The 18209-nt window shown below is 48.4% G+C and carries 7 protein-coding genes; 5 read left to right on the top strand and 2 right to left on the bottom strand.

All coding sequences use genetic code 11. The annotated features are described in order from the left end of the window. The first annotated feature begins 271 nt into the window (after positions 1–271). From MXE41_RS03855 to MXE41_RS03875, 5 genes are all read left to right on the top strand, one after another. Complete coding sequence (locus tag MXE41_RS03855; RefSeq protein ID WP_247099433.1) at positions 272–1012, top strand: electron transport complex subunit E; 741 nt, start codon at positions 272–274, stop codon at positions 1010–1012. A gap of 736 nt (positions 1013–1748) precedes the next feature. Further along, entirely contained in the window at positions 1749–3179 is a 1431-nt protein-coding gene (locus tag MXE41_RS03860; protein WP_247099434.1) for an OFA family MFS transporter, read from the top strand. A gap of 612 nt (positions 3180–3791) precedes the next feature. Continuing rightward, positions 3792–5447 carry a flagellar hook protein FlgE gene (locus MXE41_RS03865; protein WP_247099435.1) on the top strand — a complete coding sequence of 552 codons (1656 nt, stop codon included), beginning with the start codon at positions 3792–3794 and terminating at the stop codon, positions 5445–5447. A 2343-nt stretch (positions 5448–7790) separates the two neighbouring features. Next, complete coding sequence (locus MXE41_RS03870) at positions 7791–9452, top strand: flagellar hook protein FlgE (RefSeq protein WP_247099436.1); 1662 nt, start codon at positions 7791–7793, stop codon at positions 9450–9452. A 730-nt stretch (positions 9453–10182) separates the two neighbouring features. Further along, on the top strand, positions 10183–11088 hold the full coding sequence (locus MXE41_RS03875) for a flagellin (RefSeq protein ID WP_247099437.1): 906 nt from the start codon (positions 10183–10185) through the stop codon (positions 11086–11088). Between the two features lie 915 nt (positions 11089–12003). Here the strand turns inward: MXE41_RS03875 and MXE41_RS03880 are convergent. Together MXE41_RS03880 and MXE41_RS03885 are read right to left on the bottom strand one after the other, a co-directional pair. Further along, complete coding sequence (locus tag MXE41_RS03880) at positions 12004–12297, bottom strand: helix-turn-helix transcriptional regulator (protein WP_246977912.1); 294 nt, start codon at positions 12295–12297, stop codon at positions 12004–12006. Between the two features lie 1773 nt (positions 12298–14070). After that, positions 14071–18048, bottom strand: coding sequence for a GGDEF domain-containing protein (locus tag MXE41_RS03885; RefSeq protein WP_247099438.1), 3978 nt, complete (start codon positions 18046–18048; stop codon positions 14071–14073). Between the last annotated feature and the right edge of the window lie 161 nt (positions 18049–18209).

The following is an 18209-nucleotide window of genomic DNA, read 5'->3' on the forward strand; positions in this document are numbered from 1 at the left end:
CATAACAATGCCCCGCCCGGCCTGCCCTTGCGTTGCAAGGCCTGCCTGGCCGCAGGACGACAATAACCGGCCTGTCCATGAAATGCACGCCAGCAAGGCCATGCGCGCCAGCAAGGCCATGCACATCACGCCTGGCCAGCCCCTGCAGCCTGGCAATTCCCGGCCGTGCCGGGACACACCAGGCAGGCACTGCACCTCTGGCAGGGTCCGCACCATAGTCCGGCAGGAAAGACTCTGAGAAAGTCAGCTCTGATGCTGACAGGAAAGAATTATGGAAGAACAGGAAAAGATTGAAGTACACAGCTGCAGCGGCAGTTGCTCTGTACCATCAAAGCAGAGCAGCCTCTGGGAGATTTTCATCAAGGGCATCTGGAAAGACAATCCAGGTCTTTGCCAGTTGCTGGGCATGTGTCCTCTGCTTGCTGTGACCACCTCAGCTGCCAATGCTCTGGGCCTCGGCATTGCCACCATTGTGGTTATGGTCATGAGCTCCATGGTGATTTCCCTGATCCGCAAGATTATTGTTCCTGAGGTACGTATCCCTATTTATGTGGTAATCATTGCCTCTCTGGTAACAGTAGTGCGCTTTGAAATCGAGGCCTATTTCCCTGAGCTGTATCAGCAGCTGGGCATTTATCTGGCCCTGATTGTTACCAACTGCATTATCATGGGCCGTGCTGAGGCCTTTGCCGGCAAGAACAATCTGCTGCGCTCTACTGTGGATGCCATTGCCTGCGGTATTGGCTTTGCTCTGGTGCTCTTTGCCCTTGGCTCCATTCGTGAAATCATAGGTAACGGCACCCTCTTCGTAGGCTCAGCCGATATTCTCGGTCAGTGGGCTACCAGCCTTGAGATGCACTTCTTCGACTCTGACATGTCAGTGCTGATTGCCATCCTGCCACCAGGCGGCTTCTTCGTACTGGCGTTCCTCATTGCCGGCAAGAACGCTCTGGACAATTTCTCCCGCAACCGAGCCGACCGCCGCAACCGCATCAAGGTCATCAACGTCTAACCAGCGTCCGCCCCATACTGGACAATACCCACAAGTCCAGCACGCTAACGGACCATACACAACATCAGGCCGCCCTGCAGTTTCTGCCAGGCGGCCTGATTTGTAATTGCCATCCGCAACCAGCGCATCCGTCCCATCCCCAAAGTCCTGCCACATCGGCTGACCGCACCAGATTTGCCCATCCCACCAGCACACTGCCCAGAAGCATTCTGCCAGCAGCATTGTGCCCAGCAGCTGGCACGACCAGGCCATCAATTCCCACCCCTCCCAGCCTGTCGAACTTATACGACCTGTATTACAAGACAGCCCTGTAATTTTTTCAAAGCCCGTCCATCGCTCAAGTACGTCTTTATGGCCGTTCTGCTAAACGGCAAAAAAATGTTAACCAGATCACATTTTACTCAAGATTTGCATATGATAGGATTTATCATTAAATAGGCGTACAATGTGCGCCAATTTAAAAATGGCCCTTAAATAAGCCATTTATAAAGCCTTATGACAGTAATTGCCATGCGGCTGCACCTGTTGCTTAATGAGACATTTATGATCATCAGGCATATTAGCCCATATACTGAAGTAATGCCTGTCAGGCCTTTCAGAATTTCCCGCTGCGCTGACGTGTCTTTGCGCAGCTGAACAGTCTTTCCTTTCACTGCTCCGGCTCCAGTCTCCGGACAGTCCTGTGATGTGCCACATACGCGCACAGGGCTCTGCTCCTTACTTAGAGATCTTACTTATGGTTCAGATTAAGACCCTTATCGGTTCCCTCCTGGTGCTGCTGGCACTGGGTTCGGTTTACGCCTGGTCCTTATTCAACCTGCCACTTAGTGACAAGTTTGAACTGGACATCGGTGCCATAGCCTTTACCTTCGGTATCATGACCCTCTTCCTTGCCATTGGCAGCTCCAGCTCCGGCTTCCTCAAGCTGCGTATTGGCATGCAGAACGTAGTTGCCCTGAGCGCAGTATGCTGCGGTCTGGGTCTGATGATTGCTGCTTTTGCCCCTAATCTGTGGGTACTGTACTTAAGTGGCGGTGTGCTGCTGGGCTTTGGTGATGGCATTGGCTATATGCTGGTTCTGACCAACTGCGTAAAGTTCTTCCCTAAGCATAAGGGCCTTATTTCTGCCTTATGTATCGGTGCCTACGGTCTTGGTTCTCTGGTCTACAAGAGTGTATTCAGCTACCAGCTGTCCAACCATGACCTGACCACTGCCCTGCTTACCTGGGGTGTTTCTGCTACCGTTATCGTAACCTTCGGCTCTGTACTCATTTATGACGCCATGAAGCAGGCCTCTGTAGTAAGCAGCAACAAGTCTACCCGTGAGTATGATCTGCAGAGCGCTATTCGTACCCTTCCATACTGGCTGCTTTCCATAATGTTCTTTATTGACTGCATGGTTGGCCTGTACATCATCGGTGTAGCCTCCAACCTTGGTACTGCCCTGCTCGACATGTCCCTGACCGAGGCTGCCACTGCCGTCAGCGTGGTTGCCATTGCCAACATTGCCGGTCGTCTTATCATGGGTATGCTCTCAGACAAGATGCCACGTATTCGACTGATTACTTTCGATCAGTGCCTGTCTCTGATTGCCATTCTGATGTTTGTGGCCATTCCACTGACCCCTACACTGTTCTTTGCCGCTGTAGCTCTGGTAGCTTTCTCCTTTGGTGGCACTCTGACCATCTACCCATCCATCATTTCCGACTTCTTTGGCATCCGTAACCTTGCCAAGAACTATGGTCTTCTCTATCTGGGCTTTGGTCTGGGCTCCCTCTTTGGTTATGCAGCTGCCTATATATTCGGCTCATACAACCTGACCTTCCTGATGATGAGCATTATGATTGTAGTTGCCATCGTGGCCTCATTAATGGTCAAGCTGCCAGCTGAGCTCACCGAAAGCCACAAGGAACTGGTACGCACCAATAAGATCCGTACTCCAGAAGAGCAGGCTGCCGCCGCTACTGCTGCATGGCAGAAGGCCTCCTCCATGTTTGCAAGTCCAGCCCAGCCAGCCGCCGCTGCCGCCGCTCCAGCAGCTGCCGCCGCTCCAGCAGCTGCCACACCAGCTGCCGCTACCAGCACCGAGGGCGCCGCACCGGCCAACGACGCTGCAGCTGGTGCTGCAACTGATGCCGTCAAGAGTGAGGCTCAGCTCAAGGTCTAATGCTGCAAGGCTCTCAATCAGACCTTTTCCCATAAACTTATGCCAGCATAAGTAACAGCTACCGGAGTTTATGTCCGGACAGAAAAAAGGCAGTCCCCAGTGGACTGCCTTTTTTCATGTATGCCAGATCAGTGTCTTTGCGCTGAAATTGTGAGCTCAGTCATGTAATCCTCTTTGCCGCAAATCCCAGTAAAATCGTGCTTATCATTCCCATATTTATGCCACAGCGGCAATAAGTGGCAAGTTACAACGACAGATATACAAATGTGTATAGTGTCGCGGCAAAGTATAGACCATAGTTTATCTATAATTTTGCCATGACTGGCTTATATTTAAGGATGACGGTCTATTAAGACGAAAAGCCCGTGCGTACGGCCCTTGCGCATCATTTATACAAAGCGAATGTATGATTTTATGTATGAAAAAACGTTGCAACAAGGTCATGTTGAAACAGTAAAAACCGCTTATTTGTGGGCGGCAAGCATTGCCGCATTTTCCTGGCACACAGATTGCCTTTATATTCCGTGTAACAGCTATGAAAAGTCCAATTGAGGAACTGGATTTTTCAATCACATATAGCTGATTAATCCATATATATCGGGGTATTAGAAGATGTTTGGCATTTCCGTAAGTGGTATCAAGAATTCGCAGAAGCATATCGATGTAACATCGAATAACATTGCGAACTCCAATTCATTCGGCTTCAAGAAGTCTCGTGCTGAGTTTGCTGACGTATACGCAAACAGCATTTTCGCCAATGGCAAGACTGCCAGCGGCATGGGTGTAGTAAACACCACCGTAGCTCAGCAGTTCGTACAGGGCAACCTCTCTGGCGACACTGGCAATCCTCTGGATATGGCTATTCAGGGCAATGGTTTCTTCGTTCTGTCCTCTCCAGGCAACGCAGGCCACACTTTCACCCGTAACGGCGCTTTCCAGACTGACAACGAGGGTTACATCGTAACCGCTACTGGTGACTATCTGATGGGCTGGGACGTTAACGCCGAAGGTGGCGCTGCCTCCCTGGACCTCAACAGCACCCACAAGATCCAGCTTCCATCCGACACTGGCGCCCCTAATGCCTCCAGCAGCGTTGGCATCACCGTAAACCTGCCAGCCGACAAGCCAGGCGTCAAGTTCGAAGACATGACTGTAGATCCTTGGGGCAAGACTCAGAACCCTGATGATCTGAAGGCTGATAAGCTTCAGTATGGCATCATGCGTAAGCCGGACGGCACTATTGACACTGCCCAGCCTCCAGCAGCTGACTCTTTTAAGCAGTATATCCACAACTTTGATCCAAAGGATTCTAAGACCTATCACGCTTCTACATCCCAGACTATTCATGACTCTCTGGGTCGTGCTCACACTCTGACCTACTACATGATCAAGATGGGTCCTGAGAATGCAACCGATGGTGTCAACAACACCAACTGGATGGTATTACCATTTGTTGATGGCAAGCCAGTCGACGTGGCATCTCAGAATGGTGAGAACCCAGTTGCTTTAACTGTTCCAGGTACCAGCACTTCATCTGTAGCCGGTTCTAATTTCTTTGGCTTCCAGATGACTTTTGAGCCAAATGGTGAGCTCAAGGGCATGGTACCAGGCAAGATTGATCTGGTAAATCCTGCAGGCGGCAACCTGACAAACAGCTTACGACAGACACTGTTCGGTAAGCCAGGTGATCAGGCAGGCGGATCAATGGGCGGCAACACATACTTTGATCAGACTTTCGAAACTGATCCAGCCGGCGGTAAGAAACCACACTACACTGGTGACGGTTCTCTGCACTCCTCAATCGGTCCAGGTGTAGATCCAGAGCAGGTTGTTAACATCAAGTTCGGTGCTACCCAGTACGGTTCCACCAACTTCCAGGTTACTGGTGCCCCAACCAATGACGGCTACTCCACCGGTATTCTCACCGGCATGGCAGTAGACGAGAACGGTATTATTCAGTGCGAATACTCCAACGGCCAGCGTGAAGCCATTGGTAAGGTAGCACTTGCAGACTTTGCAAACGCTCAGGGCCTCACCAAGATCGGTGACACCCAGTGGAAGCAGTCCAACAGCTCCGGCGAAGCCCGAGCCATGGAAGCTAACAACGGCTCTGCCGGTTCCATTAAGGGTTCCAACCTTGAGCTTTCCAACGTAGATTTAACTGCCGAGCTCGTAGAGCTGATCACTGCCCAGCGTAACTACCAGGCAAATGCTCAGTCTCTGCAGACCAACAGCACTGTAATGGACAGTATCCTCAACATCCGTTAACAGTAGTAGTTAAAACATCGATTAAAAATACTCCATTAAGGCCGGGCGCAAGTCCGGCTTTTTTGGGATTTGTACAGTCGATATCTCTCTCAGAACACCTGCGCAAGCCCAGGAATTCTGCTCTCTCTTGTCTCATCAGACTCTCCTGTCTCTTTCCCTTCTTTCAGGTTCCCCGCCATTCTCAAGGCATTTGACCTGATCACCCCTCAAACAAATTCCCTTTCTCTGCTCATCCCCTTACCTTACCTTTCCATTCATTTACCTGTCTGTACGTCTCCTCTCAACGCTAATTTTTCCAGTACTATCCCTTGCCATTGATTCTGCAATCGTCTGAATCCGTCATTCCACACTGTTTATCTGCTGCAGAGCTGTACAGCTTGCGACTCTCTTCACTTCACCTCATTTACTTCCCTTGACATGTTATCTGCACAAGAGCATCAGCAGCCATGCTTTAACTCATCACCATACCTGTGCTTACCGCATAAATAAGCCTCAAGCCCCTCATTACCTTACTTGCCATACAGCCCGTGGCCCCAGCATTGGCATAATCCCCAGAATTGTATCCGCTTTAATGCTCACAAATGCCCATAGCAGCACATACTTCCCATTGTTATGTGCTCTTCAGCTGATACTCAGTCTCAGCCTGCACATATGATCCTGTCTCCCAGCACAGAGATACTTTAAAAAGTATTAATGACATCATGTTTGACCTGGCATGTCCCAGCGCAAACTTAATGATTTACCCAGGAAACTAATCCCTTACCAGGCAGAGATTATTCCCGGCGATACAGGTACTGAAAGTGACTGCTTATTATCGACTGGGGCGTACCAGAAGCCACTCACTATTTTGCCTTGATTACGTGTGTACACTTAAAACCCAGATGCCTTTTACCAGCTTAAAGCTCAATGCTTTAAATAGACCTGCAGCACGGACCCATGCAATGCAGACGCAGTCACACCTGTCAGATAATACTTTATAAAGTATTTAGTAGATTAAACGTCAAACAGGGATTTATGGGCATTATCAGTTCTATGTCCACAGGGTTATGGCTGTACAAAATCGCAGCATTCTTATTTTGAATGTCTCGCTTCATATGCTCAGTTGCTGTTTCAGAAACTATCATCTTTTAGTTTTCCATTTTCAGGCAATGAGCTTTACAAAATCAGGTTTAGCAGCATATGTCACATAGCATCATACAGGCAAAGCCTCACTGCAATGTCAGCATATAAGTATTAGCTCTCACTACTGCAAGAAACTAAAACTTTAAGTTCATGCATGATTGCAGCTACCTTATTTACAACCGGTGCCTTACCCATGGCTAACCATGGCTACAAGTCCCTTCCTCTTTAACCCTGGCTGCACTTCTCACGATCCTTTCTATGAACTCATCCCTCTGCAATTAGCAACTGCTTACAGCATCTTCAGATGCTGTAGTGACTCTGGATGCTACTGCATAGACTGTAGTTATGGGCTTCGAACACAATGCTCCCTGCCTGACAGTGACAGTCCATGTACATAGCGTTATTGGCCGTCGGTTGTCAGCTTATATATATATGATGGCCCCTCATCCCTCATGGTTTATATGAGCTGCTGGCTAAGACAGCGGCAGACCTTGTTGGGGAGGTCCAGGTGTGCTTTGTAAGCTGATATATAAGTATGGCGTTTTGTAGAGCTTTGCCGGGATGGTTTTATATTTACATCTCTGGCAAGTGCTGTGGCAAGGTGAGGCGGTAAATGCCTCTGGCTTTGCCATGCGGCAGTAATGGCTCTGCCAAGGTTGCCGGTGGCCATCATTGCAGCTCATTATTGCCCTGAGCATGCCATATTGCGTCCCTTACAGTCTTTTGGGCCATCCTGATCCTTAGTGGCAATTGCCAGGTGCCAGAAAAATACACTTGTGTGCATTTTCGGACATAGGATGCCCGCCACGGCACTTTGATGTCTTAAACCAGGTTAACTGTTGCCAGAATTTCAAATATAAAAACAGGCACGCTTGCTGCAATAGTATGTACAGGTGACATGAACGGTTTTATAAAGCATGTCATCTCATAAGGATAAAGCCTTTTATATAAGCAAAACGCGCTTAAATAAAGGTTCCAGACAGAATACAAAACGCTTTTGTATATTAAAAAGCGCGTAATATTCACCTTCTGACTGGACCTGGCACAATCCTGGCAATACCAGGTATAACCAGGACAATTTACTGAATTATCGATGCCCAAAACCTGGCACTCATATTGCTAAAGTGTTAGTACAGCCATAAGAAACATACTAATAAAAATTAAAAAGCATATTGTTTCTAGTTCTATATAAACGGCTGTTTTATTATCGGAGTATTTATAATGTTTGGCATTTCAGTTAGCGGTATTAAGAATTCGCAAAAGCATATTGATGTTACTTCCAATAACATCGCAAACTCAAATTCCTTTGGTTTCAAGAAGTCTCGTGCAGAGTTTGCAGACATATACTCAAACAGCATCTTCACCAATAACAAGACTTCCACTGGTATGGGTTCTGTAAACACCACTGTTGCTCAGCAGTTCGTACAGGGCAACCTGTCCGGCGACACTGGAAACCCGCTTGATATGGCCATTCAGGGCAGCGGCTTCTTTGTGCTGTCCACCCCGGGAAGTAATACTCCATCTTTTACTCGTAACGGCGCCTTCCAGACAGACAATGAAGGCTACATCGTTACCGCTACCGGTGACTATCTGATGGGCTGGGACGTCAATGCAGACGGTTCCTCTTCATCCCTCGATCTCAACGGTACCCACAAGCTTCAGCTGCCATCTGACACCGGCGCTCCACAGATGTCTACCAACATCGGCATCAGCGTCAACCTCCCAGCTGACAAGGATCCTGTAAAGTTCACAGACCAGGCTAAAGACCCTTGGGGCAAGATTGGTAATGCCGCCGATCTCACAGCTGACAAGATTAAGTACGGTATTACCCGTAACCCGGACGGCACTCCAGGTACTGCAGGTGATCCAGGTACTTTTAAGCAGTACATTGTGGACTTCGATCCAAAGAATTCCAGCACCTATCACGCCTCTACATCTCAGACTATTCACGACTCACTCGGTCGTGCTCATACCCTGACTTACTACATGGTAAAGATGGGTCCAGAGGCTGAAGGCTCCAATAATACAGTTTGGAACGTGTTTCCATTCGTTGACGGTCAGCCTGTAGATATTGCTGCAAAGGACGGTCAGAATCCAGTAGTCATGACTGTTCCTGAAGGTAAATCATCTGTAGCCGGTTCAAACTTCTTCGGCTTCCAGATGGTATTCGAGCCTAATGGCGAATTAAAGCAGCAGGTGCCAGGCAAATTAGAGCTGGTAAACCCTGCTGATCCAGCAGCCGCACTCAGCAGCCTCCGTCAGAGCCTGTTTGGTGCTCCAGGCATGAATGTTCCTGGTGCAGGCGGTACCCCTGACTTCGGTGCACTTGGTGTTAACGTATACGACCGCACCTTTGAGGCAGATGCCAACGGCAATCCATCCCATTACAAGGGCAATGGCTCCCTGCACAGCGCTATTGGCCAGGGCACTGACCCACAGCAGTATATCAACATCAACTTTGGTGGCACCCAGTACGGTTCAACCAACTTCCAGGTAACCGGCGCACCAACCAATAACGGCTATTCAACCGGCGTTCTCACCAGCATGTCCGTAGATGAAAACGGCATCATTCAGTGTGAGTACTCAAACGGCCAGCGTGAAGCCATTGGCAAGGTAGCACTGGCAGACTTCCAGAACGCCCAGGGCCTGCGCAAGATTGGCGATACCCAGTGGCAGCAGACAAGTTTCTCAGGCGATGCTATCGCCATGGAGGCCAACACCGGTTCTGCCGGCTCTATTAAGGGCTCCAACCTCGAACTTTCTAACGTTGACCTGACTTCCGAGCTTGTTGAGCTGATTACAGCTCAGCGTAATTACCAGGCCAACGCCCAGTCTCTTCAGACTAACAGCACTGTAATGGACGCAATCCTCAACGTTCGTTAACAGAAGCCTGAAAGACGATACTACCGATTAAATACTCCAACCACGTCGGGTTCAATGCGAACCCGGCGTTCTTATTTTGTAGAGTATCTAAAATCGCTTTCTATTGAGTTCTGTAAATCTTCTTTAGAAGATACGGCTTACAGTCAGCCTTGCTTTCTTCTCCTTCTTCACTTCTCCTCCTCCGTGCCTTTTCTTTCCTCCTTTCCTTTCCCGTACATTCCATTTTCATCCATTCCCCTTTTTACATCCGTTCACTTCAATTTCACTTTTCCTGCGTTCACAATTCAATTCGCGCTCTCTGCCTACTGCTCCAAGGTGCTAATTGCTTGCGTCAGCTCTCGCTTTCCCCTTATGCAAAGCAGATCATTATGAGCGTAAATTTCCTGTAGTGATTTCTGTGTTTATGTCTTTGCGCTAACAGGAATTACACATCTATCATCGACGAAAACGGACAAAAACACTTGTATGTAAGTATGCTGAAAAGCCTGTCAGTACTTGCCTGGCCGCCATTTTGTTGTGCCATTTACATCCATTAACGTTGTATCAAGCTGATGGTATATAAAAGATGCTTTTCACGTTATTTCAAGGCCTTTGGGTAACATACCCTTCGCAGGTTGCCTCTTTGATAATGACGTTAAAAAACTGCCTCCCAAGGCCGGTAAAGGTTCGATAGAGAAAGAAGTATCAGTACTGTCCCACGAGAGGACAAAGTACACATAAAGGTGCAATCATGGCCGTCTATGTAAATACCAATGTTAGCTCTCTTAATGGACAGAGATATCTCAATAACGTCCAGAGTCAGCTCAATACAACCTATAACCGTCTGAGCTCCGGTCTGAGAATCAATTCTGCAAAAGACGATGCTGCTGGACTTCAGATTAGCTCAAGGTTAACTACCCAGATTAATGGCCTTAATCAGGGCAACAGAAATGCTTCTGATGGTATTGCCCTCGTGCAGACCATTGAAGGCTCTCTGGATGAAATGACCAACATGCTGCAGAAGGTACGTACTCTTGCAGTTCAGGCAGCTAACGGTACTAATACCGCAGAAGACCGCACTGCCCTTAAGGTAGAGGCAAGTAACACCATTACCGAGTATCAGCGTTTTGTAGCCCTGACCAAATTCGGCGGCAAGCTGATCCTCAACGGTAATCAGCCTGGCAACATTTACGGTAATGCCCAGGGTGGAGCCGATGGTAAGCTTACCCTCCAGGTAGGCGCCAATAAGGGCGACACTATCGACATTACTGTTAAAAACTTCGCTCTTTCCGTAGTTGCCCAGAATCATGCAGACTTCCTTAAGATCAATGCAGGTAAGACAGCAGGCGTAACATGGGTACTTCTTGATGATCATGAGTCATCAAGTAAGGTAATCAGCGGTATCGACGGCATTCTTAATGTTGTAAATGCCGCACGTGCTGACCTTGGTGCTGTGATGAACCGCCTTGAGTCATCAATCCGTAACCAGTCCAATGTTGCCGCTAACCAGTCCGATGCCCGCAGCAGAATTCGTGATGCAGATTTTGCCGAAGAGTCAGCAAATCTGTCTCAGCAGTCCATTATCCAGCAGGCCGCAACCTCCATGCTGATGCAGGCTAACACCCGTCCTCAGCTGGGTCTCTCCCTCCTGAGTTAACTGGTCAAAGATTTCTTACTATCTAATATCAAGCCTCGACCTCTCCAGTCGAGGCTTTTTCTTTTGTGCAAAGCCTATCCCGATAAATCCTCACTCTAAACACAATCACGCTCCCTGGCCCCGTATTCTGGTCACAGTATCTGATTTGCTATACTTTCAGTGCTGTAGCCAAGTCTGGTACGGCAAGGTGTGCATGGACGCATGCAGGGGAGGATATCGCTGCCAGGTAACAGGTGGCAAATTGTGCCCCTGGCATGGACAACAAATATATGGCGGCCCATCCTTCTCTACTGTCCTGCCCAAATATAGTTTCCATGAAGGACGTAGGATTCTGGTACTGGGCCTTGTACGCAATTCTGTGATCATAAGGCAACATATCGAGTCTTATGCTTTGAACTTTTGATGGTGTGCCTTACGCGTTTATCTGGTTGTTGAGTTTGCGTACTGCTTTGATTCAGACATGATGTGGTGCCCAGTAGTGCTGAGGCGAGGAGAGTTCGTAACAGGTGCCGCTGGAATAGTGAGAGTTTTTACTGTAGCAGGGAGGCTGGTACTGAAAATCAGAACTTAATGGTTTTGTAAAGCAAGGTGAGATTTGAAGAGTTTCGGAAATTTGAGGAAGCCACGAGTTTGAGGGGTTTGAAGAAGTTGGGAGTTTGGTGGGGTTGAGGGGTTTGAAGAAGTTGGGAGTTTGATGGGGTTGGGGAGGTTGTGAATTTGAGGAGTTTGGAGTTGGGAGTTTGGTGTTTGAAGCTCGGTGAGAGCTTTTGGGGAGGGGATTATTTTGCTGGAGGGTAATACTGAACCCAACACTACGACCCATCACTTACCTACCACGTAAGGAGAACGATCACGGTTATCACAACCCTAGTGCCTGGATGAAGTATTAAATAACTGATAGTTCAGCGTTTAACACTAATTTTGAGCATCACCAAAGTCAGGTACAAAACGTAACTCTACCTTGTGACCCAAGCAAGCTGCAACTTTCTGAATGGTTGCGATGGACGGGTTAATGATGCCATTTTCAATCTTGGAAAGATTGGACTGGTTAACGCCGCTCATCTTGGACAGCTCACGCTGACTGATCTTCATGGACTTGCGGGTCTCATGAATGAACTTCATCAGCTGATCTTCTGGGCTGCCTGGCTTGGTCTCGAAATCGACATCGTTGATGCCAGTGTTGCGCTGAATATTAGTGCTGTTGAACATCGACAACTCTCCGGATGGATGAACAAAGAGCACATGACCTTTATTTAAGACTGCATATCTCCTTTATTTCCATGCCTCATGACTTATTACTACTTGCTTTACTTCTGGTACCTTTGCCGGCATCGGCCAGCCTCAGAACCCCGCGTCTAAACGCTTAACCTGAAAACCTAACTTTCCAGGCTGTTCAAGTAGAAAAAGCCATGGATGCTAAAGCGACAGCAGGTAAGGCGTCATGTGCATCTCCCTCAAAACCGTCTCCATAAGGTACGACAAATACACTTATGCCGTAGTCCACGATAAGAAGTTTCTGGGGAATTGGAACGTATTACCCTGACTTGCAGGAAATGTGTGTGAGTGGCTTTCTGCAAGGAAAGCTCAACTACAATGGGCAGCTGTTACTGAGTGCTGTAGAAAACAGCGAAGCAATAGGTAGGTGATGACAAGGAACAGATCTGCTCCTGGATCCCAAATGCCGCTTTTCGCTTGTTGCGCATCACAGGCATATGACAGGAAAACCAGATCTCAATGCCAAGACATCAGTTCAGTAATCAACCGACAGGTAATTCAGACAGCCTTGATGCTATTGAAAATATGCATCTATTTCCACTCTCTTCTACCCTCATAATCCCCTATTTTATGGGAATTATGGATAGTAATAGTGAGCTTGGGTGTCTGAAATTATGGCAAAGTTTATCATAAAATTTTAAAGATTCTAGTTATAAACTTTAAATATTATGGCCTACACACCATATTTATTTCCGATGGTTTCTGTCACATCGCGAACAGCTTCTGAAAAATCCTGATTCCATCAGCTTTCTAAACAAATTGAAGCACTGCTATGTTTTACCTGAAAAAATACTGCAACATTTTATCGAAAGGCAAAAAATGCGCTTTTACATACAGTTTTGCCATTTATGAATGTAGAAAAATCACATTTTTTCGCCGGTTAATGCCAGCGTGCTCACGCCCACTTCTCCTCTCTTGTCGCTGACAAATCTCATATACTCAAGCTTTTATAAGTATTTGTGTATTTGTGCTCATGCACATAATTCACGAAAAGCACGCTTTTGAGGAGCCATTCGCCCAAAATGCCATTAATTTGAGTTAGTTCGTAACTGTTCGTAAAAGGCCACGGACACAAAAAAGCCCTCATGACGAGGGCAAATTGTTACATGGTACGCATGAATATCACTGGCATGAAGGCAATACAGCAAATGCATCCGCGCAGCAAATGCAACAGCCCAGTCAGTCAGTTCAACAACCAAAACAACTGCGTATATGTAGCAGCCCCTACAGTCACCTGCATTGCCGGCTAATGGCTTACCTCATTGCTGTACCGGCTTAACTCATGGCTGCAGTAACGGCCTGCCTCACGGCTGCCTTCCTGTCTTACCCCATGGCTTACCTGATGACTTCCTGACTGACAGTTCCCCTTGCAAGAGGCTTTACAAATTCTTATAGGCCATACTTTTTTTTTGCATTGTGCCTGTAAGGCTATATGCCTCCTTTATAAATGCTTTTAGCTATTTTTGCATGCACGACTTTATCGGCTGCACTGCAGTTTTGAATCCTGCATTACCGCCATTCTGCCTGCGTGCATTAATGGTCGATGCGCTTGCCCTTCATCACACCAATACTGGCTGTCTGCGTGCCTTTACGGCTGCTGCTCTGCACTGCACTGCTTTGGCCTGCGCTACAGCCATGTTGACTGCATGCAGCAGGCATGCACCATGGCTGATGGCGTGTATGATTTGCAGGCAGTCTGAAGTGGCATCATGCTTTACTGTCGGTTTTGGACTGCGAAATATCGCCTGATGTACTGTTATCTTTATCAAAGGATGCATTGCGCTTATCTGGCAGGTCTACGGTATGAGGACCAATGGATACCTCGTTGTAGCCGTCGTGATCTACGACCACCACATTTGCCTGAGGTTCGTTGCGGACGCTCACAGTGTCGCCTATTGCGTTATTGAGCTTGCTGTTGTACTCCTTGCGCAGCTCGACTTCATGAGCCAGTTCACTTGCTGTGAAAGACACTTCATAAGCTGAACCATCCTGACTTAACTGGATAGAGTTGGTCCCCTCACTGCGAGAGTTTGATTCAAAATAATCCACACCAATGAGCACGGCCGAATCATGACCTGCACTTTCCGTGCTACTGGTGTAATTACGTCTGATGTGTTCAGTTACACCGTGCTCCATACTGGTACTGGTATGAGCTGTCCTCAAGTTACGGTACTTGCGCAGAGCCTTAATCCTCAGATTAAGCCGCCTCAGATGACGTAGAGCCTTACGGCGTGGAGAACGACGCTCTTCAGCCTCAATTACAGCTGCAACTTCACGTGCAGTATCAGCATTGGCAACAAGACAGCTGCCGCTGCTGGCAGCAAGGGTAGTTCTCTGCATTCCAGAAAGTTCTTGTGACTGTGACTTCCCCGAATCAGTCTGACTGGCACTCTGACTGGTAGTGTCGCCTGCATTGTTGCTGGCACTGCTACTGGTGCTGCCATCATGATCATCAGAATCATTTGAAATGGCTACGGTATCGGCAGATTTATGAGCAACAGCGGTGTTTTTCTCTTTATCGTTCGCAGCATCGGCATCGCCGTTTGCAGCCGCTGCTAATGGTCCGCCTGCAGAGGAGGCAGAGCTCTCTTCATTGATGGCTTCGGCTGCAGCAGCTACATCCGCGTCAGCCTGCGCTTCGGCAGGCTGAGCTTCAGTGGCCTGTGCTCCGGCATGATTAGATTCGGTGGCCTGTGCTTTGGCAGGCTGTGCTTCGGTTGCCTGGGCTTCTGCGATTTTAGCTTCGGTTGCCTGTGCTCCGGCAGGATTAGATTCGGTGGACTGTGTTTCTGCGATTTTAGCTTCAGTAGCCTGTGCTTCGACAGGCTGGGCTTCGGCGGCCTGAGCTTCGGCGGCCTTCTGGATGGCCTGAAGAATTTCTTTTTCTCTGGCCTCTTCAAGCAGCTCGCGCTGGCACTTCTTCCTTTCAAGGTAGTAGAAGTAGGCTGGAGTGCTTATGTAGTTGTTCAGCTCTTTCCGCTGACGGTCGAAGTAGTCAGACGTGTCCTCATTGGAGTTTATGAAGAAAACGCCCAATAAACCGCCCATCAGGCTGTTTGCGGCTTCAGCAACTTCACGCGCCTCATCCTCTTCAATGGCTCTGAGTTTTTCTACAGTAGCCTTGCGCTCCTCTTCATTCATGTTCTTCAGGGCATCCTGGTCGAAATCGAAGAGTTCCGGACTGTCTGACTCTGAAGGCAGGGAAATAGCCCTCTCAAAACTTCCTATGGAAAAGGAGCCCTCATTGCCCACAAAAGATGCCATTGCCAGGCTGTCGGTATCATTGCTACCGATCATTCTTTCCTGTTCTTTCTGCTCAATAGCTGCAATCTGAGCAATTACTGCAGAGGATGATTCCTGACCAGGGTCAGGCTCGGAGTCGTCCTTATCCTCCTTCTTTTCTGGCTTGGACTCTGTATTTTCATGAGCCTTGTTTTCACCTATCGAAATACCATGAGTTTCAAGAGCAATGGCCTCATTGCAGGCATGAACGCGGTTACGTCCGGCATGCTTGGCCTCATACAGAGCACGGTCAGCCTGAGCAATCATTTCCTCAATACGGAACTGACCGGGACGGTCGGTAACCAGACTCAGACCTACGGAAATAGTAACGTTACCGCTTACTACACCGTCATTCTTAAGGTGCAGTCCCTCTACGGTACGGCACAGACGGTCAGCAACACGGAAAGCATTTTCCTTGTTGACATCAGAAAGGATTACACAGAATTCCTCACCACCATAGCGGTATACCAGGTCCTTCTTGGCAAGGTTATGGTGAATGGTCTGAGCAACAGCAAAGAGCACCTCATCACCGCGCTGATGGCCCATAGAGTCATTGAGCAGCTTAAAGAAGTCGATATCAATCATCAGAATGGCGAAGTTGGCCGGAGTATTGGTATCGAGCTCCTTGATGAGCACATTAAGACTGCCTCGGTTAAATACACGGGTCAGAGCGTCATACTTGGAGTGGGTTACCAGCTCGTCATAACGCTTCTTGAGCACATTGGAGTTTTCTTTGATGGATGAGAACTCTTCGAATATCTGCGGCAGCACATCAATAACTTCTCGAATTTCCACGAGATGCTGTCGTTTGAAGAAGTCTTCATAGCGCCCCAGATTAACCTGCTTGGTATAACGGAATTTAATCAGTATGCGGGCAATGGTACGCAGAGGCTGCATGACCAGGCGGTTAAGGAAGAAGATAACCACCCAGAAACCAACCAGACCAAAGCCAATGGTGATCATTACCATTGGCTTGGTTTCAGAGGCCAGATAGGTAATGTCAGACAGTTCCTGATGCAGAGAGTGCAGCTCAGAATAGGTAAAGTCGTCAGAGAGGTCCTCTACATTGCGGATAATGGTCAGCACATCATTGGCAAACTCACGCTGCTGCTTGATGTAGATATCCCAGATAGGATCAAAACGCTCCAGCTCCTGACTGTAGTAATCGAGCATGCGGGCATTATGCTGGGCAGTTACACTGCTTATGGTCTGAGAGTCCATTCCCTGGAAATAACGTGCATGAATGTGGGAGCCGTCGACAGTATGCTTTTTGAGCACACGCTCAAGCATTGCCTGGTCAAGCTCCTCAATACCAGTGGCTCCATTGTCGCGGCCACTCATAGCCTCAAGCTCAGCCTCTAAATCAGCCTGCTCGGCACCACCCACAATAGTACTTACAGCACGGTCTTCACTGCTGACAAAAGCTGGCAGCTCAACTCCTGATGGATGCTTTTTGCCCTGAGCTTTAATCTGAGCCTGAGCACTTTCAGCAGACAGTGAAACCTCGCCTCCTGCCGCAGCTGATGCAGGTGCAGGCTTATTCTCCTGCCCGCTGGTACTGGTATCAGAGCCGGTCAGAGCTGCAAGTACAGCTGACTCAATATCGGTCACAGCCTCAGCTTTGCCAGAGGCCTGAGAACCTGATTTATCAGCAGCTCCGGCATCCTCTGCAGCTGCATTGTCAGCGGCTGCAGCAGCTTTGGCTGCAGATGCAGTGGCGCCAGCCTGGCTGGTGGCAGCACTGGTCTTGCCCTGTCTGTAGCTCTCTTCGCCCTCAATGGTTCTTGGAAGTACCGGATGGGAGTTGATAAAGGACTGGCGATCAAAAGAAGGATCGAGACGCTCGGTAAAAATAGAGTGATAGTAGTGATGGATGCTCTTGAGATCGCGGTTGTAAACACCGGTGCGGTACAGGTCAATGTAGTCACCCTGAGTAAGGGTGAGATCGGTAAAGATCTCAGGCTGCTCACTGGTAATGAGAAATGCGAGCATATCCATGTAATGGAGGGAATTATGTACGTTGGAGCGTAGCTGATCGATGAGAATGCGCTGCTTCCACAGGCGGTTAACCTCAAGAAGCAGTTCGTCGCGCTTGGTCTGCAGGCTGCGGGTATTGAAAATGAGATTGTCTTTGAGGGCGGCAGTAGCCTGGAAATAGGCTAGACGACAGCGCTGCTGATCCACTGAGGATGACAGAATTTCAATGTTGCGACGCAGCTGAACAAGACTGATGGCTCCCTGCTGGGCAGCAGATATGTGTGGAATGGCACCATCCACAAGATCCTGGGCCTTGTCCTGGATCTTGCCCATGTCTATATACAGGAAGAAAGACAAAAAGATCGAGAGCACCATTACAGGCAGAATACATACTCTGGTCAGGTCGCTGATCTTTTTGATTTGCAAAAAGCTGTTCACAAAGTTCTCTCCGCACTACCGGCAGTGCAAGTTCTCTTGCGTCAGTAATTGTTAATTCACTATCTGTCTGGATACAGCTCTGCACATTGCAGGCCAGCTCCAGACTCGATTATCAAGTTCAGGAATTTAAGGTACCGCCGCCTTTTACC

Source organism: Anaerobiospirillum sp. NML120449 (assembly GCF_023051105.1).
GTDB lineage: Bacteria > Pseudomonadota > Gammaproteobacteria > Enterobacterales > Succinivibrionaceae > Anaerobiospirillum.